The organism is Actinoplanes octamycinicus, from assembly GCF_014205225.1.
GTDB lineage: Bacteria > Actinomycetota > Actinomycetes > Mycobacteriales > Micromonosporaceae > Actinoplanes > Actinoplanes octamycinicus.
In genome coordinates, this window is sequence record NZ_JACHNB010000001.1 from 7,177,880 (window position 1) to 7,201,793 (window position 23,914).

15 protein-coding genes are annotated in these 23,914 nt (G+C 71.6%); 11 read left to right on the forward strand and 4 right to left on the reverse strand.

Annotated features, from left to right (window positions below; genetic code table 11):
• Positions 1 to 41: 41 nt before the first annotated feature.
• The 3 genes from BJY16_RS32195 to BJY16_RS32205 are packed head-to-tail and all read right to left on the reverse strand — an operon-like array spanning position 42 to position 4,119.
• Positions 42 to 1,418: a glycoside hydrolase family 43 protein gene (locus BJY16_RS32195; RefSeq protein ID WP_185043307.1), complete on the reverse strand. Its 1,377-nt coding sequence runs from the start codon at positions 1,416 to 1,418 to the stop codon at positions 42 to 44.
• On the reverse strand, positions 1,418 to 3,025 hold the full coding sequence (locus BJY16_RS32200) for a glycoside hydrolase family 27 protein (protein WP_239177269.1): 1,608 nt from the start codon (positions 3,023 to 3,025) through the stop codon (positions 1,418 to 1,420). The genes BJY16_RS32195 and BJY16_RS32200 overlap by 1 nt, the downstream gene beginning before the upstream one ends.
• Positions 3,026 to 3,042: 17 nt before the next feature.
• A complete protein-coding gene (locus BJY16_RS32205; protein WP_239177236.1) occupies positions 3,043 to 4,119 on the reverse strand; it encodes an RICIN domain-containing protein in 1,077 nt (358 codons plus the stop codon).
• 379 nt (positions 4,120 to 4,498) lie between these two features.
• On the opposite strand from BJY16_RS32205, the gene BJY16_RS32210 reads away from it, so the two are divergent.
• The 3 genes from BJY16_RS32210 (at position 4,499) to BJY16_RS32220 (ending at position 8,942) form a co-directional block, all read left to right on the forward strand.
• Positions 4,499 to 5,857, forward strand: a complete 1,359-nt coding sequence (locus BJY16_RS32210; protein ID WP_185043311.1) for a glycoside hydrolase family 10 protein — start codon at positions 4,499 to 4,501, stop codon at positions 5,855 to 5,857.
• Positions 5,858 to 5,860: 3 nt separating this feature from the next.
• Positions 5,861 to 7,120 (forward strand): CE1 family esterase, encoded by a 1,260-nt coding sequence (locus BJY16_RS32215; protein WP_185043313.1) that lies wholly within the window; start codon positions 5,861 to 5,863, stop codon positions 7,118 to 7,120.
• A gap of 148 nt (positions 7,121 to 7,268) precedes the next feature.
• Positions 7,269 to 8,942 (forward strand): glycoside hydrolase family 43 protein, encoded by a 1,674-nt coding sequence (locus tag BJY16_RS32220; protein ID WP_307835719.1) that lies wholly within the window; start codon positions 7,269 to 7,271, stop codon positions 8,940 to 8,942.
• 7 nt (positions 8,943 to 8,949) lie between these two features.
• On the opposite strand, the gene BJY16_RS32225 is transcribed toward BJY16_RS32220, so the two are convergent.
• Positions 8,950 to 10,470: an alpha-N-arabinofuranosidase gene (locus BJY16_RS32225; protein WP_185043314.1), complete on the reverse strand. Its 1,521-nt coding sequence runs from the start codon at positions 10,468 to 10,470 to the stop codon at positions 8,950 to 8,952.
• A 261-nt stretch (positions 10,471 to 10,731) separates the two neighbouring features.
• Here BJY16_RS32225 and BJY16_RS32230 point away from each other — a divergent pair, with 261 nt between their 5' ends.
• The 8 genes from BJY16_RS32230 (at position 10,732) to BJY16_RS32265 (ending at position 23,844) form a co-directional block, all read left to right on the forward strand.
• The gene (locus BJY16_RS32230; RefSeq protein ID WP_239177234.1) at positions 10,732 to 11,997 is read left to right on the forward strand and encodes an ABC transporter substrate-binding protein; all 1,266 of its coding nucleotides are present in this window, start codon (positions 10,732 to 10,734) and stop codon (positions 11,995 to 11,997) included.
• Positions 11,998 to 12,014: 17 nt separating this feature from the next.
• A complete protein-coding gene (locus tag BJY16_RS32235) occupies positions 12,015 to 12,986 on the forward strand; it encodes a carbohydrate ABC transporter permease (RefSeq protein ID WP_185046772.1) in 972 nt (323 codons plus the stop codon).
• A gap of 2 nt (positions 12,987 to 12,988) precedes the next feature.
• On the forward strand, positions 12,989 to 13,822 hold the full coding sequence (locus BJY16_RS32240; RefSeq protein WP_185043318.1) for a carbohydrate ABC transporter permease: 834 nt from the start codon (positions 12,989 to 12,991) through the stop codon (positions 13,820 to 13,822).
• A 329-nt stretch (positions 13,823 to 14,151) separates the two neighbouring features.
• The gene (locus BJY16_RS32245) at positions 14,152 to 19,350 is read left to right on the forward strand and encodes a diguanylate cyclase (protein ID WP_185043319.1); all 5,199 of its coding nucleotides are present in this window, start codon (positions 14,152 to 14,154) and stop codon (positions 19,348 to 19,350) included.
• Positions 19,351 to 19,541: 191 nt separating this feature from the next.
• Positions 19,542 to 20,768 (forward strand): sensor domain-containing phosphodiesterase, encoded by a 1,227-nt coding sequence (locus BJY16_RS32250; RefSeq protein WP_185043321.1) that lies wholly within the window; start codon positions 19,542 to 19,544, stop codon positions 20,766 to 20,768.
• 157 nt (positions 20,769 to 20,925) lie between these two features.
• Positions 20,926 to 22,356: a methionine--tRNA ligase gene (locus BJY16_RS32255; RefSeq protein ID WP_185043323.1), complete on the forward strand. Its 1,431-nt coding sequence runs from the start codon at positions 20,926 to 20,928 to the stop codon at positions 22,354 to 22,356.
• 471 nt (positions 22,357 to 22,827) lie between these two features.
• Entirely contained in the window at positions 22,828 to 23,499 is a 672-nt protein-coding gene (locus BJY16_RS32260; protein ID WP_185043324.1) for a DUF1345 domain-containing protein, read from the forward strand.
• A 102-nt stretch (positions 23,500 to 23,601) separates the two neighbouring features.
• Positions 23,602 to 23,844: a hypothetical protein gene (locus BJY16_RS32265; protein WP_185043326.1), complete on the forward strand. Its 243-nt coding sequence runs from the start codon at positions 23,602 to 23,604 to the stop codon at positions 23,842 to 23,844.
• The last annotated feature ends 70 nt before the right edge of the window (positions 23,845 to 23,914 follow it).

Consider the following 23,914-nt stretch of genomic DNA (forward strand, 5'->3'; position numbering starts at 1 on the left):
CACGAAGCACCGTTCCCACCGTGAACCACTGGGATCCTGCCCTATCCCAGCGACCCGGCGGCGAATCGCCACCAGTTGACGTTGAACAGATAGCCGCTGCCGCCGGTGAACCGCAGGTAGAGATCCCGGGTGCCGGAGACGCCGCTGACCGGGCAGCTGACCGTGGTCCAGGTCTGCCAGCCTCCGGTGCCCGGCACCGTGCAGGTCCCGGCGAGGGTGCCGGTGGGGCTGCCCAGCCGCACCTCGATGCGGCCGCCCGCGGCCGCCGAGGCCACCCGGGCCGAGAACGACGTGGCGCCGGAGCCGAAGGCGACGCCCTTGACCTTCACGTAGTCGCCGTTCTCCAGGTAGCCGATGTTCCGGCCGCCCTCACTGGCCGCCTCGGTCTCGACGCCGGAACTCCAGGCGATGGTCTCCGCCTCCTGCCGGACGTAGGGGTCGAGCGTGCCGTTCTGCGGCGCCCCGCCGGTGGTCATATTGATCGTCGGAATGGTGCCGTCGGCGTTGTAGGTGAATCGCTCCACGGCCACCGAGCGGGTGTATCCGCCGCCGCCGGGCAGCGCCCCGTTGTGGTAGAAGAAATACGAGCTGCCGTTGAAGTCGATGACGCCCGGATGGTTGGTGAAGCTGCTCCCCTGGGTGGGCATCACGGTGCCGCGATAGGTCCACGGGCCGGTCGGGCCGGGCGCGGTGGAATAACCGATGAACTCCGAGCAGCACTTGGCCGCGAAGACGTTGTAGTAGACGCCGTTGCGTTTGTAGACCCAGGGTCCTTCCTCGTAGAGGGTGGGACGGCTGGCGTTGCCGGTACGGGTGCCGAAACCGGCGGTGGTGAGCGGGATCGAGGTGACGCCGCCGCTGTAACTGATCATGTCCGGGTTCAGCCGGACGTACCAGAGGTTGGGGTTTCCCCAGTAGAGGTAGGCCTGGCCGTCGTCGTCGACCAGGACGGTCGGGTCGATCTCGCCGTTCTCCACCAGCGGGCGGCCGAGGGCGTCGGTGAACGGGCCGGTCGGGCTGGACGCCACGCCGACGCCGATCGCCATCCGTCCGGTCGCCCGGTTGGTGACCGGGACGTACCAGTAGAACTTGCCGTTGCGGGCGACCACCTGGCCGGCCCAGGCATCCGATTTGGCCCAGCTGAAGGTGGCGAGGCTCATCGGCGAGCCGTGGTCGGTCCAGTTGACCATGTCGGCCGACGAGTACAGCCGCCACTCCTTCATCGTGAAGTAGGTCGAGTTGTCCTCGTCGTGGCCGGTGTAGAGGTAGACGCGGCCGTTGTACACCAGCGGCGCCGGGTCGGCGGTGTAGACCGTCTGCACGATCGGGTTGTCGGCGTGCGCGGCGGTCGGCACCGCCGCGGCCAGCACCGCCATGGCAGCTGTGCACAGCAGGCTGAGCAGGGGTCTGGTACGCATCAGACTCGGCTCCATCGCTGGTTGGCGGCGGCGGTGCAGGTCCAGAGCAAGACCAGCGTGCCGTTGGCGGTCAGGTTGTGGTCGACGTCCAGGCAGAGCCCGGACGCGACGCCGCGCACGGTCCCGTCGCTGTTGACCGTCCACTGCTGGTTACTGCCCCCGTTGCAGTCCCAGAGCTGGACCTTGGCGCCGGCGGTCGCGCCGGTCGGCGCGTCCAGGCACTTGCCGAGAGCCTGCAGCGTCGATCCGGTGCTGGTCCAGCGCTGGTTGGCGCCGCCGTTGCAGTCCCAGATGACCGGCTGGGTGCCGTTGGCGGTGGCGCCGTTCGGGACGTCGAGGCAGCGGCCCGAGGCGGCGCTGACCAGCGTGGTGCTGGCCGGCGGGGTGGTGGTGCCGCCGCCGCTGACCCGGTAGACCACTGTCCCGTGCGCCGGGACGCTGGCGCTGATCGTGCCGGTGCTGGTCGTGGTGCCGCCGCTCCAGGCGTCCTGCAGGGTGAACGAGCTGCCGGACTTGCCGATCGCGGCCGCGGTGGTCGACATGGTGACGGTGGATCCGCCCTGGTTGAACAGGGCGACCGCGACGTCGCCGTTGGCCAGGCGCTTGGCCAGGACGCGACGGCTGCCGTCGTACGAGACCTGGGTCGCCTGCAGGCCCAGGGTGTCCTGGTTGATCGCGATCAGGCGCGGGTTCTTCAGGATGGTCTGGGTGGCCGCGCTCATCGAGCGCAGGTCGTTGCCGGCGATCAGCGGCGAGGCGAGCATCGACCAGAGCGCGAAGTGGCTGCGCTGCTCGGTGTCGGTCAGCGTGCCGCGGCCGACCTCCATCATGTCCGGGTCGTTGAACTGGCCCGGCTTGGCGTACCCGGCGAGCGGCACGGTGACGTCGACGATGTTCTTGACACCCATCGGGTAGCCGTTGGTCTGCCCGGTGTCCCAGGCCAGGGTGATGTCCTCGGTGGTGCGCCACATGTTGGCCACGTCGCCCCAGTTGCGCTGCGGCCCGGTCTTGGCGTGGATGCTGTTCGGGTTGATGCTGTAGACGATCGGGCGGCCGGTGGCGGCCAGCGCGTCGCGCATCTTGGCGAAGGTGGCGACCTGGTCGTTGATCGTGCCGGTGGGTGAGCACCAGTCGTACTTGAGATAGTCGACGCCCCAGGCGGCGAACTGCCGGGCGTCCTGCGCCTCGTGGCCGCCGCTGCCGGTCGCGCCGGGGTAGCTGTTGAAGTACTGGGCGCAGGTCTTGTCCAGCGGGACCTGGTAGATGCCGAACTTCAGGCCCTTGCCGTGCAGGTAGTCACCGAGCGCCTTCATCCCGCTGGGGAACCGGGTCGGGTCGCCCTGCAGGTTGCCGGACGCGTCGCGGTTCGGGTTGAACCAGCAGTCGTCGACGACCACGTACTGGTACCCGGCGTCGCGCATGCCGCTGCTGACCATCGCGTCGGCCATCTGCCGGATCAGCGTCTCGTTGATGTTGCAGCCGAAGGTGTTCCAGCTGTTCCAGCCCATCGGCGGGGTGCGCGCCACGCCGTTGTCCAGGGCTTGGGCCGGGGAGCCGGGCAGCGCCGCCGCCGTGCCGGCGAGCAGCAGCAGGCCGGCGGCGAGCATCGAGCGGAGTTTGTTCATCATCGCCTCGTCCAGAGCTGGTTGGGGGAATTGGTGCAGGTCCAGAGGATGACGGCGGTGCCGTTGGCGGTGGCGTTACCGCTGACGTCGAGGCACAGACCGGATTGCGCGTTGCGGATCGTGGAGCCGGAGACGAACGTCCAGCGCTGGTTCGCGGCGCCGCTGCAGTCCCACAGCTGCGCCTTGGCGCCGGCCGTCGCGCCGGTCGGCGAGTCCAGGCACTTGCCCACCGAGCGCAGCGTCTGGCCGTCGTAGGCCCACTGCTGGTTGGCGGCCCCGCTGCAGTCCCAGATGATCGGCTGGGTGCCGTTGGCGGTGCTGCCGTTCGGCACGTCCAGGCAGCGCCCGGAGGCGGTGCCGACCAGCGCGGTGCCGGTGCCGGTTCCGGTGCCCGGGTCGCCGATCGTTCCCGGGACGGTGCGCAGCGCCGCGTACCAGATGGCGGCCATCTTGTCGTAACCACCGGCGGTCGGGTGGATGCCGTCGATCAGGTCGCCGGTGGTGAGCGCGGCGTGCATGTCGACGAGGTGCACCCGCGAGCCCTTGCTCCGCACGATGCCGGGCAGGGCGGCGTTGAAGGTCCGGGCGGCGGCCTCCTGCCCGCTGTTGGCCAGCGGGATCAGGGTGGCCACGAAGACGTCCGCCGACGGCGCGCCGGCCACGATGTGGTCGAGCAGGGTGGACAGCCGGCCCGGCGCTCCGGACACATTGTAGTTCTGCAGGATGTCGTTGGTGCCGATGTGCAGCAGCACGGTGCGCGGGGTGCTGGCCCGCAGCCAGCCGCCGATGTTCGCGTCGATCTGATCGATCCGCCACCCGGGGTGACCCTCGTGGTCGTGGTCGCCGAGCTGGGCCGGCCCGTTGAACTGGGAGCCGACCAGGTCCACCCGGTAGCCGGCGGCGGCCATCCGCTGCCACAGGCCGATCCGGTATCCGCCGGGCACCTGCGTGCCCTCGGTGATGGAGTCGCCGAGCGGCATCACCCGGGTGCCGCCGTTGGACTCGGCGGCAGCCGGACCGGGCAGGCCGGTGACTCCGATGACGGTCAGTGCGGCGGTCAGGACGGCGGCGAGCATCCAGCGTCTTCTTGGCATCGGAACGTCTCCAGGCGTGAGGGGGTTCTGTTATCGCTCACACCGCATGAACCACTGGTCCGGCCGGGAGAAACAGGGATGCCGACCGGCGATGGGAGCGCTAACAGCCTGTATCCGCACATTGCCAGCTTGTTTCGGGACATTCAAGAGGTCTTCTGCCGCGAATCCTCGGACGGAATCGCGACTCGGCGGCGACTGATCACATAACACTTCCGGGCCGACGGATTTTCCACCAGGAGTTGTTATGCCGCCGGCCGCCCAATGGTCGCGTCTTCCCTTACCGGAAATGCGCTGGCAACATTGGCCACCCTTGATGGAAGCGCTCCCATGGCGCACTCCCCCGTCCGGAAAGGCACCTGCCATGCCCCTGCTCAAGAAGCGTCGCTCCCTGCTGCTGGCCGCGGCCGCGGCGGGACTCGCCGTCACCGCCGGTGTCGCGGTGGTCGGCACCGCCGAGGCGGCCAGCACCCTTGGCGCCTCGGCCGCGCAGACCGGCCGCTACTTCGGCGCGGCGATCGCCGCCGGCCGGCTCGGCGACGCCACCTACACCGGGATCCTGACCCGCGAGTTCAACGCGGTCACCCCGGAGAACGAGATGAAGTGGGACGCCACCGAACCGTCCCAGGGCCGGTTCACCTACACCAACGGCGACCGGATCCTCAACCAGGGCCTGTCCAACGGCTCCAAGGTCCGTGGGCACGCCCTGCTCTGGCACGCCCAGCAGCCCGGCTGGGCGCAGTCGCTGTCCGGCAGCGCGCTGCGCACCGCCGCGATCAACCACGTCACCCAGGTCGCCACCCACTACAAGGGCAAGATCTACGCCTGGGACGTGGTGAACGAGGCGTTCGCCGACGGCGGCAGCGGCGGGCGGCGCGACTCGAACCTGCAGCGCACCGGCAACGACTGGATCGAGGCGGCGTTCCGGGCCGCCCGGGCCGCCGACCCGAACGCCAAGCTCTGCTACAACGACTACAACACCGACGGGATCAACGCGAAGTCGACCGGGATCTACACCATGGTCCGCGACTTCAAGTCCCGCGGCGTCCCGATCGACTGCGTCGGCTTCCAGTCCCACCTCGGCACCGGCATCGCGAGCGACTACCAGGCCAACCTGCAGCGCTTCGCGGACCTCGGCGTGGACGTGCAGATCACCGAGCTGGACGTGGCGCAGGGCGGCAACCAGGCGAACATCTACGCCAGCGTGACCAAGGCGTGCCTGGCGGTCTCCCGGTGCACCGGCATCACGGTCTGGGGCATCCGGGACAGCGACTCCTGGCGGACCGGCGAGAACCCGCTGCTCTTCGACAACTCGGGCAACAAGAAGGCCGCCTACACCTCGGTCCTGAACGCGCTGAACGCCGGCGGCACCACCAACCCGCCCTCGCCGTCCTCCCCGTCGCCCAGCACCAGCACCGGCCCGCAGCCCGGCGGCGCGTGCAGCGCCTCGGTCTCGCTCAACTCGTGGAACGGCGGGTTCGTCGCCACCATCCGGGTCACCGCGGGCGCCGCCCCGGTCACCGGCTGGACCGTCGGCGTGACCCTGCCCTCCGGCAGCGCGGTGAGCAACGCCTGGAGTGCCACCAACACCGGCAGCACCGGCACGGTGAGCTTCCGCAACGTCGCCTACAACGGCCAGCTCGCGGCCGGCGCCACCACCGAGTTCGGTTTCCAGGGCACCGGCGCCGGGCCGACCGCCACCCCGACCTGCTCGGCGGGCTGACCGATGACCTCCCGACGCCATCTCACGCAGCTGACCACAGTCCTGTCCGCGCTGGCCCTGGCCGCCGCGATGCTGACCGGTGTGCTCGGCGGGACCGCGTCCGCGGCCCCGGTGAGCGCCGCGGCGGCGACCGCCGGGTGCGGCAAGGCGCCGACACTCACCAGTGGCACTCGCACCATCAGCAGCGGTGGGCAGAACCGCAGCTACATCCTGCGGGTGCCGGACGGGTACGACCGGAACCGGCCGTACAAGCTGATCTTCGCCTTCCATTGGCTGAACGGCACCGCGGGCAACGTGGCGAGCGGCGGCTACTACGGATTGCAGGGCCTCTCGGCGAACAGCGCGATCCTGGTCGCCCCGCAGGGCATCGACAACGGCTGGGCGAACACCGGCGGCCGCGACCTGACCCTGGTCGACAACCTGACCGCGCTGATCGAGGGCGACCTCTGCGTGGACACCTCCCAGCTGTTCGCCACCGGCTGGAGCTACGGCGGCGCGATGAGCTACGCCGTGGCGTGCGCCCGGCCGGCCGTCTTCCGGGCGGTCGCGGTGCTCTCCGGAGCGAACCTCAGCGGCTGCTCCGGCGGCACCCAGCCGGTCGCCTACCTGGGCATCCACGGCACCCACGACAGCGTGCTGGACATCTCGCTGGGCCGGTCGCTGCGGGACACCTTCGTGCGTGCCAACGGCTGCGCGGCGCAGAACCCGCCGGAGCCGGCCCGGGGCAGCCTGACCCACGTCGCGACCAGCTACACCGGATGCCGCGCGGGCTATCCGGTGCGGTGGGTGGCCTTCGACGGGGACCACACGCCGGAGCCGGTGGACGGGTCGACGACCACCAGCGGCGCGCGCACCTGGGTCGGTGGTGAGATCTGGAGCTTCTTCTCCCAGCTGCCCAGCACCACCACGACGTCGCCGACACCGTCGTCGCCGGCACCCTCCTCACCGACCCCGTCGACGCCCGCCGGCGGGTGCGCGGCGGCCTTCCGGGTCACCAACAGCTGGCCGGGTGGCTTCCAGGCGGAGGTCACCGTGACGAACGGCGGGCCGGCGGCCATCACCGGCTGGCGGGTGAGCTGGGCGCTGCCCGCCGGGCAGTCGATCGGGCAGGTCTGGAACGGCACGCTGACCACCGGCGGCGGCACCGCGACGGTGACCAACGCGGCCTACAACGGCTCGCTGGCGCCCGGCGCCGGAACCAGCTTCGGCCTGATCGCCAACGGCGGCCCGGCCACGGCTCCGTCGCTGACCTGCACCACCTGATCTCCGTAAGTTTCGGTAACGAGGTCGACATGTTATCGCCGTGGGCACGGGTCACACCTACCGTGTCCACGGCAGACTTTCTTCGGTATTTCCGGTTTTGATCCGAGAGTTGTTGACACGCGGTCGGTCGGCGGGCCACGATTCCGCAATGACGGACCTGGATGGCTCCATGACGATCGCCGAGCCCGCCACCGCCGGGGATCCCGGCACCGGCCACCGCATGATCCGGAACCCGGTGCTTCCCGGCTTCCACCCGGATCCGTCGATCCTGCGGGTCGGCGCGGACTACTACATCGCGACCTCGACCTTCGAGTGGTTCCCGGGTGTCCGGGTGCACCACTCCACCGACCTGGTCGACTGGCGGCCGCTCGGTGGCCTGCTGACCGAGCGGCGCCTGCTCGACCTGACCGGCACCGCCGACTCGTGCGGCGTCTGGGCGCCCAACCTGACCTACGCGCACGGGCTGTTCCACCTGCTCTACACCGACGTGGCGACGTTCGCCGGCGGCTACTGGGACCCACAGAACTATCTGATCACCGCGCCGGACATCACCGGTCCCTGGTCCGACCCGGTGGTGCTGCACGGCCGCGGGTTCGACGCGTCGCTGTTCCACGACGAGGACGGCAGCACCTGGATGCTGTCGATGCGCGCCGACTGGCGCCCCGGCCGCAACCGCTTCGCCGGCATCTCCGTCCAGCGGTACGACCGGCACGCGCAGCGCCTGGCCGGCCCGGAGCACCTGATCTTCGAGGGCACCGAGGCCGGGCTCACCGAGGCGCCCAACATCTACCGCAAGGACGGGTGGTACTACCTGGTCACCGCGGAGGGCGGCACCACCTGGACGCACCAGGTCACCGTGGCCCGCTCCCGGGAGCTGCTCGGCCCGTACCAGGTGGATCCGGCCGGGCCGCTGCTCACCTCGGCCGGGCGACCGGAGCTGGCGCTGCAGAAGGCCGGGCACGGCAGCCTGGTGCGGACCCCGGAGGGCGAGTGGTACCTGGCGCACCTGGCCGCCCGGCCGTACGCGCCGACCGGCCGGTGCGTGCTCGGCCGGGAGAGCGCCCTGCAGCGAGTGGACTGGCCGGCCGGCGGCTGGCCGCGGATCCCCGGCGGGGTGCCGGCCGAGGAGGTCCCGGCCCCGGCCGGCGCCGCCGCGACGCCGGTCGCGGCCGAGCAGCCCGGCGACGACCACTTCGACGCCCCGGCACTCGGGCCGGACTGGTCGACGTTGCGCCGGCCGGCCGGTCCGGACTGGATCGACCTGTCCGTCCGCCCGTCACACCTGCGGATCCACGGCGGCCAGTCGCCGATGGCCCGGCACCGGCCCAGCCTGGTCGCCCGCCGGGTCACCGCGCGGCGCTGCACCTTCGAGGCGACCTGCGAGTTCGAGCCGCGCAGCTACCGGCAGCTGGCCGGGGTGACCGCCTACTACAACACCCGCAACTGGTACTACCTGCACGTGACCGCCGACGACGACGGTGCCGCGGTGCTCGACGTGCTGTGCTGCGACAGCGGGCGGGTCACCGAGGTGCCCGGTGTGCGGATCGCACTCGGCGACGTGCGCCGGGTGGGCCTGCGGGTCCGGCTGGACGGCCCGGCGCTGACCTTCGCCTACACCCTCGACCCGGACCAGCCGGCCTGGCAGGAGATCGGCCAGACCTTCGACGCCACCACGCTGTCCGACGAGTACGCCGCCACGGTGGTCGCCGGCGAGCCCGAGGCCTGGGGCTTCACCGGCGCCTTCGTCGGGCTCTGGGTGCAGGATCTGGGCGCCGAGGGCGGTTACGCCGACTTCGACCGGGCGGTCTACCGCACCCCCTGACCCGGGCTCAGAGCGCGCCGGTCACCGTCACGAACGAGTGGGCCGGCAGGTGCACCCGCAGCCTGCCGGCGTCCACCGTCACGCCGTCGTGCGCCCGCGGCGCCACCACCGACGGCGCCTGCGGGGTGTTGTGGTCCGGCAGCGCGCCGGACGTCAGGATCCGGGCGTCGACGGCGGTCACCGCGCCGCCGCGCAGCTCGATCTCGACGTCGGCGGCCGCCTCGGCGCCCAGGTTCGACAGCGACACCAGCAGCCGGCCGTCCTTGCGGCTGGCCGACATCGAGACGGTGGTCAGCGTCGCGTCGCCGACCGGGCGGACCGGCAGCGGGGTGCGCAGGTCGACGCGCAGCGCCGTGGCGTCCTGGTGACCCCGGTTCATCGCGAAGACGTGGTAGGTCGGGGTGAGCACCATGGCGTTCGAGTCCGGATCGGTCAGGATCATCGCCTGCAGCACGTTCACCGTCTGCGCGATGTTGGCCATCACCAGGCGGTCGGCGTGCCGGTGGAAGACGTCGAAGTGCACGCTCGCCACCAGCGCGTCGCGCAGCGTGTTCTGCTGGTACAGGAAGCCTGGATGGGTGCCCGGCTCCACGTCGAACCAGGTGCCCCACTCGTCGAGGACCAGCCCGACGCTCTTGCTCGGGTCGTAGCAGTCCATCACCGCGGCATGGCCGGCCACCAACTCCTCGACGCGGGCCGCGGCCAGCATGGTCGCGTAGTGCTCGTCGGCGCCGAAGTCGGTGGCCGAGCCCTTCGCGTCCCAGCTCGGGCCGGTGATCGTGTAGTAGTGCAGGGACAGGGCGTGGTACGGGGTGCTGCCGATGTGCTGGCAGCCCAGGTGCCCGATCTGCTTCATCAGCGTCTCGGTCCACGCGTAGTCGGCGCCGTTCGCCCCGGCCGCGATCTTGTAGAGCCGGTTGTCGCCGTGGTCGCGGCAGTAGGTGCCGTACCGCCGGGCCTCCTGCGCGTAGTGCTCGGCGGTCATGTTCCCGCCGCAGCCCCACGCCTCGTTGCCGAGTCCCCAGAACCGCACTCGCCACGGCTCGGCGCGGCCGTTCGCCGCGCGCAGCCGGGCCATCGGTGAGTCACCGGCCCGGGTCAGATACTCCACCCAGTCGCTCATCTCCCGGACCGTCCCCGAGCCGACGTTCCCGCTGATGTACGGCTCGGCGCCGAGCAGCTCGCACAGCGCCAGGAACTCGTGGGTGCCGAAGTGGTTGTTCTCCTCGACGTCGCCCCAGTGGGTGTTCACCATGACCGGCCGCTCGTCCTTCGGCCCGATGCCGTCCCGCCAGTGGTATTCGTCGGCGAAGCAGCCGCCCGGCCAGCGCAGGTTCGGGATGCTCAGCGCCCGCAGCGCGTCGACCACGTCGAGACGGATGCCGCCCTCGTGCGGGATGCCGGAGTCCTCGCCGACGTAGAAGCCGCCGTAGATGCAGCGGCCCAGGTGCTCGGCGAAGTGGCCGTAGAGGTGCCGATTGATCCGTGGTCCGTCGAGGTCCACGTTGAGGACGGCTTCGATGGTCATCCAGTGCCTTTCCCGTGATCTCCGTCGACCGAAAGTTTCGGTAAAAATACCACAACTTCCGGTCACCAGCCGCGCAGCAGCGGCCGCGCGACGGCGGGTCGATTCCGCTGCCCCGCAAGGATCACATTGTGCTTCTTTCGAAAACAATATCTTGACACCTCGATGAGTCGCTCCTTAGTTTGAGCGCCACCTTCCGGTAAATTACCGAAACTTTCGATAACGAGAGGCGGTCGTTTCATGGCACCGAAGAGGACCATCGCCGTGGCTGCCGTACTGGCGCTGAGCGCCCTGGGCATCGCCGCCTGCGGCGGCGGGGACGACGACGACTCCAGCTCGGGCGGCACCGTCACGATGGAGCTGTGGCAGAACTCCACGACCGGCCCAGGCAAGGCCTTCTGGGAGAAGACCGTCGCCGACTACCAGAACGCCCACCCGAACGTGAAGATCAAGCTGTCCTCGATCCAGAACGAGGACCTGGACGGCAAGCTGCAGACCGCGCTGAACTCCGGCTCGGCGCCGGACATCTTCCTGCAGCGCGGCGGCGGCAAGATGGCCGCGATGGTCGAGGCCGACCAGCTCAAGGACATCACCGACAGCATCTCCGCCGAGTCCAAGCAGGCGGTCGGTGAGGCCGCGCTGAAGACCGGCCAGGTCGACGGCAAGGCGTACGCCGTCCCGGTCTCGATCCTCCCCGGCGGCTTCTGGTACAGCCAGGACCTGTTCAAGAAGGCCGGGGTCAGCACCCCGCCGGCCACCCTGGACGACCTGAACGCCGCGGTGACCAAGCTCAAGGCGGCCGGCACCCCGATCGCGCTGGGCGCCAAGGACGCCTGGCCGGCCGCGCACTGGTTCTACTTCTTCGCGCTGCGCGCCTGCAGCCAGGCCACCCTGGACGCGACCGCCAAGAGCAAGACCTTCGACGACCCCTGCTGGACCAAGGCCGGGGAGCAGCTCAAGGCGTTCGCCGACACCAAGCCGTTCAACGAGGGCTTCCTGACCACCTCGGCGCAGCAGGGCGCGGGCAGCTCGGCCGGCCTGCTGGCCAACCACAAGGCGAGCATGGAGCTGATGGGCTCCTGGGACCCGGGCGTGATCGCCTCGCTGACCAAGGACACCAAGCCGCTGCCCGACCTGGGCTTCTTCCCGTTCCCCGCGGTCCCCGGCGGACAGGGTGACCCGGCCGCGGTGATGGGCGGGGCGGACGGCTACTCGTGCGCGAAGGACGCGCCGAAGGAGTGCACCGACTTCCTCAACTACATCCTGACCAAGGACGTGCAGGTCGGCTTCTACAAGGGCTTCAACTCGCTGCCGGTGAACAAGGAGGCCCAGGCGGCGGTGACCGAGCCGTACCTCAAGGCGGTCCTCGACGCCTACAACAAGGCGCCGTACGTCTCCCAGTGGCTGGACACGCTCTACGGGCAGAACGTCGGCAACGCGCTGAACGTCGGCGTGGTGAACCTGCTGGCCGGCAAGGGCGACGTCGCCGGGATCATTCAGGCGGTCAACGACGCGGCCAAGAAGGGCTGAGAGTGGCGAGCAGTCACATGGTCGCCGACCAGGTCCGTGCCGGGGGTGGCGAGCAGCCGCCGCCCCCGGCGCGTCCCCGCCGGCGCGGCATCGGCTGGGCGCAGCGCCTGGAGATCCTGGCGCTGTCCGGCCCGGCGATCCTGGTGTTCTGCACCTTCGTGATCCTGCCGGTGCTGCTGGCCGGCTACTACGGCTTCTACAAGTGGAAGGGCTTCGGGCCGCCGACCAACTTCGTCGGCCTGGAGAACTACCGGACCATCATGCAGGACCAGGCGTTCCGCGAGGCGCTCGAGCACAACGGCCTGATCGTCGTGCTCTCGCTGGTCCTGCAGGGCCCGATCGCGGTCGGCCTGGCCATGCTGCTCAACCGGAAGATGCGCGGCCGCTCGGTGATCCGGGTGCTGATCTTCGTGCCGTACGTGATCGCCGAGGTGATCGTCGGCACCGCCTGGGCGCTGCTGCTGCAGACCAACGGGGCGGTCAACGACGTCCTGAGATCGATCGGTCTGACCTGGCTCGCGCAGGACTGGCTGGCCAACCCGAAGCTCGCCATCTGGACCCTGCTGCTGATCCTGACCTGGAAGTACATCGGCTTCGCGGTGATCCTCTTCCTGGCCGGCATGCAGAACATCCCGGAGGAGCTGGCCGAGGCGGCCGCGGTGGACGGCGCGTCCTACTGGCAGACGCAGCGCCGGATCACCCTGCCGCTGCTCGGACCGACCATCCGGATCTGGGGCTTCCTGTCGATCATCGGCGCGCTGCAGCTCTTCGACCTGGTCTACATCATCTGGGGCCAGTACGTGGCGTCCACCGCCGGCACCTCGACGATGGTGACCTACCTGGTCAACGAGGGCCGCAACGCCGGCAACTACGGATACGGCAGCGCCGTCGCGGTCGTCCTGTTCATCATCTCGATGGTCATCGCGCTGGTGTACCAGCGGTTCGTTCTGCGCCGGGACACCGACGGCGCGCTCACCGGAGGACGGTAGGCATGGCCGGCAAGAAGGACAGCAGCTGGGGCAGCCCGGTCGTCTACCTGGGCGCCCTGCTGCTGATCGGCGTGATGCTCGGGCCGGTGGTCTACATCATCATCGGCGGGTTCCGGACCAACTCGCAGATCACCACCGACCCGGCCGCCCTGCCCGACCCCTGGGTCATGGACAACTACCGCGGCGTGCTGGCCAGCGGTGACTTCTGGCGCCAGGTCGGCAACTCGACGGTGGTGGCGATCGCCACCACCCTCGGGGTCGTGGTGCTCGGCGTGATGGCTAGCTACGTGCTGGCCCGCTACCGGTTCCGCGGGCGGGGCGCGATGTACGCGCTGTTCGCCGCCGGGCTGATGTTCCCGGCGACGGTCGCCATCACGCCGCTCTACATCCTGGTGAAGATGATCGGGCTGGTGAACACGCTGCCCGGGGTGATCCTGCCGCAGATCGCCTTCGCGCTGCCCACCACGGTCATCATCCTGGTGCCGTTCCTGCAGGCGATCCCGAAGGAGATCGAGGAGGCCGCGGCCATCGACCGGTGCAGCCGGCTCGGCTTCTTCTGGCGGATGGTGCTCCCGCTCTCCGTGCCCGGGCTGATCACCACCGGGATCCTGGCCTTCATCAACAGCTGGAACAGCTACCTGCTGCCGCTGTTCATCCTCAACGACCAGGACACCTTCACGCTGCCGCTGGGTGTGCAGGCGTTCGTCTCGCAGTACTCGGTCGACACCGCCAAGATCCTGGCCTTCACCTCGCTGTCGATGATCCCGGCGCTGATCTTCTTCAGTCTCTTCGAACGCCGCATCGTCGGCGGCCTGACCGGCGCGGTCAAGGGGTGACCGCGGGCGGGCGGCACTGAGCAGAACCACCATTCTCGCTGCCGCGGCGCCGCTTCTTCCCTCCGGTCGCTTTTCCGGTACGACTCGGCCTCCCGTGCCCGACGGCCCGCGAGGCCCGCCGGCCCGCACGACCGCCACGCGGCTCGTGCGGGTCCGCTGCCCCTCCCGGCCGGCCCGCCCCGGCCGCCTCGTCCCCGCCGGCACCGGTCCGGCAGCACGGCGCAGATCCACCGATCCGCAACCGGACGAGTCTCCGGCTGCACCCTCTCCCTGGTGCGATAGAGCATCAGGCTTCGCCCCGCAGGCGTGGCCACCCAGAGAGGACCAGGATGACCACTTCGCTGGTGACCGGCTCCGGCTCCCGGTCCGGACACTGGTCGGCGGCCGGGCTCGACGTGATCGAAGAGCTCGGGCGCGGCGCTCACGCGTCGGTCTACCGGGCACGGCGCGGCGACCGCGACTACGCCGTCAAGGTGCTGCGTGCCGACGTCGTCGACCGGGGCGCCGCGACGGCGGCGTTCCGGCGTGAGGCGGCACTGCTCGCCTGCGTCGACCACCCGTCGGTGAGCCGCGTCCACGACGTCGGCGAGGTCGACGGCGATCCGTTCCTGGTCATGGAATTGGTCACCGGGCGGCCACTCGCGGCCGTGCTGGACTCTGGTCGCATGCCGCTGGTCGAGGTCGTGCGGGTCGGTGCCGAGCTGGCGGGGGCACTGGCCGCCGCGCACCGAGTCGGCGTCGTGCACCGGGACGTCACCCCGCACAACATCATCGTGCTCGCCGACGGCAGCCCGAAACTGATCGACTTCGGGCTCGCGGCGCAGCAGGACACCGGGACCGGCTCGGACCAGGTGGCCGGGACGTTCGCGTACGCCGCACCCGAGCAGACCGGCATGCTGGCCCGGCCGGTGGACGGGCGCGCCGACCTGTACGCCCTCGGAGTCGTGCTCTTCGAATGCCTCGCCGGGCGGCTGCCCTTCGAGTCGGCCGACGTGGGTGAGCTGGTCCGGCTGCACGCGGCAGCGCCGCCGCCCGACGTGCGAGCCCTGCGTCCGGAGGTCCCGGCCGGGCTGGCGGCGGTGGTGTCGCGGCTGCTGGCCAAGGACCCGGACGACCGGTACGCCGACGGCGACGAACTGGCTGCGGTGCTGAACGGGCTGGTCGACGCCCCGGCCGAGCGGCGCCGCGTCGAGGGCACCGGCGGCCGGCTCGTCGGCCGTGACGCCGAGCTGGCGACCCTGTCCCGGCTCTGGGCACAGGCGCGCGGCGGCGCCGGAACCGCGGTCCGGCTCACCGGGGTGGCCGGGGTGGGCAAGACCAAGATCGCCGGCGAGCTGGCCCGCCGGTCCCGCGGCGCCGGACACCCGGTGCTGACCCTGCTGTGCACCCCGGACGCGCCGTCCATGGCGCCGCTGCGCGCCGCCCTCGAGCGCTACCTGTGCAACCTCGACCGGCTCCCGGACTCCGCCGCCGAGGCGGCCCGGCAGCGGATCCGCGCCGCCGCCGGCCCGGCCGCGGCCCTGCTCCAGCTGCTGACCCCGGCGCTGCGCGGCGTGCTGAACGCCCCGGACCTGCCGGACGAGGACCGGCAGGAGCAGCTCGTCACCGCGGCGGCGGCCTTCCTGGCCGAGCTGGCCCGTGCCGAGGGCGGCCTGATCGTGCACGTCGACGACGCGCAGTGGCTGGACGAGGCCACCGCCCGGGTCTTCACGTCACTGACCACCGTCCTGCCCACCTGTCCGATGCTGATCGTGACCACCGAACGCACCGGGGACGGCGACTGCTGGGCGGCCGCGCTGGGCAGCTCCACCGTCGAGGTGCCCGCTCTGGGCGACACCGAGCTGGCCACCCTGGCGGCGCACCAGCTGGGCAACGCTGCCGTACCGGCGCACCTGGTCGACCAGTTGGTCGCCCGCAGTCAGGGCAACCCGTTCGCCGCGCTGCAGTACCTGCACGCCATGCTCGATGCCGGGGTGCTGGTGCCGCACTGGGGCAGCTGGGTGCTCGACGAGCAGGCCTTCGACCGGCTCGCCCTGCCGACCGACGTGCTCGACGTCGTCGTGGCCCGGGCCCGGACACTGTCCGGTACCAGCCGGGAGCTGCTGATCGCCGCGGCCGCGGTGGGCGCGCCGTTCGCCGCCGAGCTGCTGGCCGACGTCTGCGGCACCACCCTTCCCGCAGCGTTGACCGCGGTGCAGGACGGCGTGGCCCGGGCGGTGCTCGAACCGGCCGGTGGCGGTCGGTTCGCGTTCCTCCACCAGCGGCTGAGGGAGGCGCTGCTGGCCGACCTCGACGGCGAGCGCCGCCGGGAACTCCACCAGCGCATCGCCGAGTGCCTGAGCGCCGGGGAACCCGCCGACCCCCGGGAGTGGTACCGCATCGCCCGGCACTACGCCGCCGGGCAGGTGGGCCGTACCCCGCAGCTCATGCTGGCCGCGTGCCGGTCCGCGGCGCACGCCGCGCTGGGCGCCCACGCGCCGGCCCAGGCGCTGGAGTTCCTGGACCTCGCCGAACGGACCGCCGGCGACGCCGGGCTGCCGCTCGACCACACCTTCCACCGCCAGCGCGGGCTGGCCTACCTGCGCTCCGGCAAGTTCACCGACGCCGAGCAGGAGTTGCACGCCGCGCTGAGCGCCGAGGCCGACCCGGTGCGCCGGGCCGACCTGTACGCGCACATCGCCCGGGCACAGATCAGCGACTTCGCCTCCGACGAGGCGATCGACAGCGTACGGGCCGGGCTGCGCGAACTCGGCCGGCCGCTGCCGGCCAGCCCGCTACTGATCGTGCTGTACGGCCTCGGCCACTTCCTGCTGGGCCTGGTGCGGGCACGTACCCGGCGCCGGGCCAGCACCGCGGACGGGTACGAGCGCGAGCGGTTCCGGCTGGAGGCGGAGCTCTGCGACGCCGGCTCCATGGGCGCGGCGGTGGGCATGAACATGGGCCTGGCTCTGGGATTCCACCTGCGCGCCTTCCCGGCGGTCGTCCGGCTCGGCTCCGGTCCGGAGTACGCCCGCCTGCAAGCGTCGTACGGCATGGTGGCCGGTGCGGCGCGGCTTTCCGGGCTGTCGGAGCGCTGCTATGCGCGGGCCGACGCGGCGGCGCGGGCCGTCGGCGACCCCCGGCTGACCACGCGGGTGCCGTGGACCCGGGCCACCCTCGCCGACGCCGTGGCCGGCTTCGGCCCGACCACCGGCAACGCCCTCCGCGAGGTGCTGCGCGAGCACGGCCAGTGGCTGCCGCTGGACGAGTACGTGACCAGCACCGGCGGGCTCGGCGCCGCACTGCTGCTGCGTGGCTACACCGGCGAGGCGCAGACCTGGTACGAGCGTGCCCGCCAGCGCACCGCCGCGGCCCCGATCGTGCCGGGTAACCCCCTGGCCATGTTCGGGGTCCAGCTCGCCGCGGCGACCGGCGATCCGGCCGAGGCACGGGAGCGCCTGGCCGCGATGACGGCGACCGGGTCGGAGCGCCACGACAATCTCGGCCGCCTGCTGAACATTCTGCTGGCCCAGGCCTCGCTGGCCGCCGCCGCGCCCGGCCTGGAGGACGTCGACGCGATCGCCGCCGAGGTGGCGCGACGGCGGATCACCCCGCGCAAGGTGTGGCGTCAACAGCGCCACCTGTGGCTCTACCTGGCCTGGGCCCGGCTGGCCGCATGCCGGTCCGCCGACGAGGCCGGGCGTGAGCGCCGGCTGGCGCAGGCCCGCGACGCGGTGCGCGCCCTCGGGCGGGCCGCGGACACCGACGTGTTGCGCGCGTTCCACCACGCGGCCCGAGCCGAGTACCTGGAACTGGCCGGCAAGCCACGGGAGGCGCTGCGCGACCTGGCTCGCGCGGACCTGCTCGGGCAGCGGCTCGACCTGCCGCTGCTGGGTTTCCTCGTCGCGGCCGGGCGCAGTCGTGTCCTCACCGTGCTGGGTGACCTGGCCGACGCGGACCGGCAGGCTGATCACGCGGTCACGCTCGCCACCCAGTACGGCTGGGAACATCGCGCGCGGGAGGCGCGTGCGCTGCTGAAGTCGTCGTCGAGCACCCGCGCCAGCCGGGTCGTCGCCCACGACGGCGGGCAGCTCGTGCGCCGCCGCCTGGCCGCGCTGCAGCAGCTCAGCGCCGCCGCCACCACCGTCCTCGACCCCGACACACTGGCCCGGATCGCACTCGACGAAACCATCCGGACCTTCGCCGCGGAACGGGCAATCCTGTTCCTGCTCGACCAGGACACCGGCCGGCTGGAACCGCACCTCGGGCGCGGCGCCGAAGGCACCGACCTCGGCGAGCTTCGCGGCTACAGCGCGAGCCTGGTCGGCCAGGTGCTCGCCAGCGGTACCGCGATGGTCGTCGCCAGTGCCGACGACGGCGCCGCGCTCGGCTCGCGCAGTGTCGTCGCCAACGGCCTGCGCAGCGTCATGATCGCCCCGATGCGACTGGGCGGCGACGTGATCGGCGTGGTCTACCTCGACACCCGGCTGGTCAAGGGCGCCTTCACCGGTGACGACGCCGACATTCTCGCCGCCATGGCCCAGCAGGTGGCCTCCGCGCTGGTGACGGCTCGTGCGGCGCAGCTGGAAGTCACCGTACGGACGGTGGAGCGGCAGCGGTCGCTCGCCGAGACCATGCGCGCGGCCGCCGCCGAGGTGAGCGGCACTCTGGTGCCCGAGGACGTCCTCGACCGCCTGCTCACCACGTTCATCCGGGTCACCGGCGCGGACTCCGGGGTGCTGCTGCCGATCGGCGACACGGCGATGCCCGCCGAGCGGTCCTCGGCCCCCGGCGCGCTGCCCGCGTTCACCGCTCTCGACACCGCACGACGGGGCACCGCCGGCGGTCTGTGGGGCGACCTGGACGTCGTCCTGACCGGCGCGCGGGCCTGGGTGGCGGCGCCCCTGACCGGCCGGGACGGGCCGGTGGCGGTCGCGGTGCTGGTCGCCACCGACGCCAACCGGTTCGACGACAGCCACGTCAGCATCCTGGCCGCCCTGGCCGGGCAGGGCATGGTGGCCTACGAGAACGCCCGCCTGTTCACTCAGGTGCAGCGGCTGGCCACCACCGACGCGCTGACCGGTCTGCACAACCGGCGGTACTTCTTCGATGTCGCGAACGAGCGGGTGTCCCGGGCCCTGCGCGACCGGCTCCCGCTCGTCGCCATGATGATGGACATCGACCACTTCAAACGGATCAACGACGGGCACGGCCACGGCACCGGCGACGACGTCATCCAGCAGGTGACGGCACGCATCCGCGCCGCCGCGCCGCCGCACGCCATCGTGGGCCGATACGGGGGTGAGGAGTTCGCGCTGGTGCTGCCGGGCGCCGACCGGTCGGCCGCCGACGAACTGGGTGAGACCCTGCGGCGGGCGATCGCCGACGATCCGGTCACCACCCGCACCGGCGACCTCGCCGTCACCGTCAGCGTGGGCATCGCCGCGCTCACCCCGGCCGATGCCGCTCTCGACGACGTGCTCGGTCACGCCGACCAAGCGCTGTACCAGGCCAAGCAAGACGGCCGGAACCGGGTCGCCAGGTTTTAGGGAGAGGCGGACCCGCACGAGCCGCGTGGCGGTCGGTCGGCCCAGCGGGCCTCGCGGGCCGACTGCCACGGGACACCGAGTCGTACCAGAAAAGCAACCGGAGGAAAGCAGCGGCGCCGCGGCAGCGAGGAAGGCCGGCCCAAATCCGCCGGCGGGGTCAGGAAAGCGGGACGGCTGCCGAAGGGCTGATCATGAAGGTCGCGGATGCGCTCAGCCTGGACGAGGTGCTGCGGGACGGCCTGCACTGCGTCTATCAGCCGTTCATCGACGTCGACTCCGGGGCGGTGCTGGCCTTCGAGGCGCTGCTGCGCGGGCCCGCCGACACCGCCTGGCAGTCGCCGATGGCGCTGCTCGACGCGGCCCGCCAGGCGGACCGGCTCGCCGACCTGGAGCGGGCCTCGCTGCGCGCGTCGCTCGCCGACGCCGCGGCGTTCTCCCAGGGCCGCCCGGTGACCCTCTTCGTCAACCTGGAGCCGAGCACGCTGACCCAGCGCCTGGACGTCGTCCTCGACGCGCTGGCGGACCGGGCGCCGCACGTCCAGGTGGTCGTCGAGATCACCGAGCGGGCCCTGGCCGAGGACCTGGCCGCCGTGCTGTGCGGTGCCGAGCAGCTGCGCGCGGCCGGCTGCGCGATCGCCCTGGACGACGTGGGCGTGCACCCGGAGTCGCTCGCCTTCATCCCGCTGCTGCGGCCGGAGGTGGTCAAGCTCGACCTGAAGCTGCTGCGCACGGTCAAGGACCCGCTGACCGTGACGGTGGCCGGGGCGGTGCGCGCCTACGCCGAACAGGCCGGCGCCGAGGTGGTCGCGGAGGGCATCGAGACGCCGGAGGACCTGACCCGCGCGCTGGTGCTCGGCGCCACGCTGGGGCAGGGCTGGCTGTGGAGCCGCGGCGAGCGGCGGTTCACGCCGTCGACGTTCCGGCCGGAACGGTTCGCCGCGCGGCCGATCGGCAGCACGCTGCGGACCACGCCGTACGGGCTGATCGGCGCCGGCCGGCACATCCGGCACGCGCCCAAGCACCTGCTGGTGCCGGTGTCCAAGACCCTGGAGCTGATGGCCCTGCAGGCCGCGGTGCCGCCGGTGCTGTTCGCCGCGTTCGAGCACGTGCGGTTCTTCCGCCCGTCGACCACCCGGCGGTTCACCGAACTCGCCGCGAAGCTGCCGTTCGTGGCCGCGCTCGGCGTGGACATGTCGGCCCAGCCGGCTCCCGGGGTGCGCGGCGCCACCCTGCACCCGCAGGACCCGCTGGCCACCGAATGGACCGTGGTCGTGCTCGGCGCGCACACCGCGGCCGCGCTGATGGCCCGCGACCTGGGCGACACCGGGCCGGACCCGGACCGGCAGTTCGAGTTCGTGGTCACCTACGACCGGGCCCTGGTCACCTCTGCCGCGCACGCCATGATCGGCCGTTTATGAGATGACCGCCCCGACGGGCTCTGGCAGCATGCGGGTCATGCCGCAGCACGCCGTCCGGATGATGCGCCCCGTCACGGGGCCTGCCGGCGTGCGCTGATCCAGTCCAGCCACTCCTCGCCCCGGGTCTCCGGGGCCCGGAGCGGATCGGGGGATCATCATGAGCTTCTACGTCACCACCGCCATCCCCTACGTCAACGCCGCACCGCACCTCGGCCACGCCCTGGAGCTGGTGCAGGCCGACGTCCTCGCCCGGCACCGGCGCCTGCGCGGCGAGCCGGTGCGGTTCCTGACCGGCACCGACGACAACGCGCTGAAGAACGTGACCGCGGCCGCCGCGGCGGGCGAGCCGGTCGCCGCGTTCGTGGCGCGCAACGCGGACCGGTTCGCCGGCCTGACCGACGCGCTTGACCTCAGTTTCGACGACTTCATCCGGACCGGCAGCGACCCCCGCCACGCCCCCGGGGTGGAGCGGCTGTGGCAGCGGACCGCCGCCCGCGGCGACCTCTACCGGCGCGACTACCAGGGCTGGTACTGCGCGGGCTGCGAGCAGTTCGTCGAGACCGACGAGCTCTGCCCGGAACACGGTGTGGCCCCGGAGCGGGTGACCGAGTCCAACTGGTTCTTCCGGCTCTCCCGTTACGCCCGGGACGTGCTGGCCGCGCTCGAGTCGGGCCGGGTGCGGATCGAGCCGGCCGCCCGACGCAACGAGGTGCTGGCGTTCGTCCGGGCCGGGCTGACCGACATCAGCGTCTCCCGGCCGGCGTCCCGCGCGGCCGGCTGGGGCATCCCGGTGCCGGGCGACGCCGACCAGGTCGTCTACGTGTGGTGGGACGCGCTGGCCAACTACGTCACCGCGCTGGGGTACGGCCGGGACGATCCGGCGTACCGGAAATGGTGGGTGGAATCGGCCGAACGCGTGCACGTCATCGGCAAGGGCATCGTCCGCTTCCACGCCGTGCACTGGCTGGCGCTGCTGCTCGCCACCGGGCAGCCGCTGCCGACCACGATCTTCGTGCACGACTACCTGACCGTGGACGGCGTCAAACTGTCCAAGAGCGCCGGCAACGCGGTCGACCCGCACGAACTGGCCGGCCGCTTCGGCGCCGACGCGCTGCGCTGGTGGCTGCTGCGCGACGTGGCCGGGCTGGGCGACACCGACTTCACCGAGCGGCGGCTGCTCGCCCGCTACCACCAGGACCTCGCCAACGGGCTGGGCAACCTGGTCAACCGCACGGTGTCGCTGGCGCACCGATATCGCGGCGGCCGGGTCCGCGCACTCGGGAACACCGGCCTCGGCGCGGCGCTCCCCTCGGCCATCGACCGGGCGCTGGACAAATTCGAGTTCCGGGCCGCGACCCAGGCGATCGGCTCCGTGGTGGCCGACGCCAATCGCCTCGTCGAGGCGGAGCGCCCGTGGGAGCTCGCCGGCGGCGAACGGTTCGACGACGTGCTCGCCGTCCTGGTCGCGACCTGTCGCGGTCTCGCGCACGAGCTGTCGCCGTTCCTTCCGGCTGGAGCCGCCCGGCTGGCGGCTCAGCTGGGCACCGGCCCTGGAGTCGGCGCCCCGCAGCCGGTCTTCCCTCGGTAGGTCACACCAGGTCTCTGGCCGGCCGCGTGGTGGGTCATGCGGGCCGGCCGCGGTCCTGCCCGGACCCTGGTGGCGGCCGACCAGGCGCCGTTACGAGGTGTGCCGGTGGGAGGGCGGAGCGAGCGCAGCGATCTCACCCGGCGGCGCATCGATGGTTTAGGCGGTGTCGCGGCGGGGATGCGCGCTCGGGACGACCGGACTCCGGTCATCGGTGACATGGCGGCCGCAGGCCGTCGCCCCGCCGAGGCGGCGCCGTCCGACCGGGCGTTGTCGCCGGGAATGCGGCGGTGGACCCGGTGACCGCCGGCCCGGCGAGGGGTCGAGAGGAGAATTCATGGATTTGCCTGCCCCGACAGATGACCGCAAGCCCGCGTCGGAGGTGGACGCGTCCCGGCGCGATCCGAGGAGATCACTGACCTTCCTGGCGCCCGGCGAACCGGTGCATGCCACCAGGCGATTCCCCCTGAGCCGATGACCGGTACCCGTGGCGCGGGCGCCCCGACATCCACCGGGCGGCTGCTGTCCATCCGTCGCCTGTCACTTTCCCTGGCCGCCGGCATCGCGGCCGCGGCGGTGGCCGTGGTGCTCGGCGCGCCGGAACGGAGCGCGCTTTCGGGCTGGATCGTCGCGGCCGGCGTGATCCTCGTCTGGGTGTGGCGGATCAGCTGGCCGCAAGGCCCGGACGAGACCGAGCGGCTGGCCGAGGAGGAGAGCCGGTCGCGGTCGACCGACTCCGCCGTGCTGATCGCCAGCGGAGTCAGCTTGGCCGTGGTGGCCGAAGCGCTGATTCGATCCTCCAGCGGCCAGGACGCCATCGCGGTGGCCACCGTCATCGCCAGCGTCGTCGCGGTCATCCTGTCATGGGCGCTGGTCAACACCGTGTTCGCGTTCAAGTACGCCCGGATGTACTACCGCGACACCGACGGCGGCATCGACTTCAAACAACCGGACCCGCCCCGTTACTGGGACTTCGCCTACCTGGCGTTCACCGTCGGCATGGCCTTCGGGGTCACCGAGACCGAACCCACCCTCAGCAAGGTACGGCGGGTGGTGCTCGGGCACGCTCTGCTCTCCTACGCCTTCGGTACCGGCATCCTCGCCGTGGCGATCAACCTTGTCACGAATCTCGGGCAGTCATCGTGACCCGGTCTCTGGCGATGCTCTCCGTGGCCACGCCGCGACGAGTTCACGCCCGAGGTGACATCGAACGGTCAGCCCGTCGATCTTCTGAACGGTGGTGTCCCGATGCGAGGCAAAGTGTGGTTGCACCGGGCCGCCGCCGTCGTCTGCGTGCTGCTGACCGTACCCGCCGTGCTGTGGTGGAAGGAATCCATCCTCTTCGTGATCCTGCTGTCCCTCGCCACCCAGGCGTGGACCTCGTGGGGCGCCGCCGAGGCAGCCGACGACCGTGCCGTCTCCCAGCGCCTCGACCGTATCGAACAGCAGTTGCGGCACCTGCCCGGCGCTGAGCGTGGCCCGGACGACTGATCCGGCAGAGACACCCCGCGAAGCCACCGCAACCTTCGCCGCGATCATCTGATGGCCTTGACGATCGACT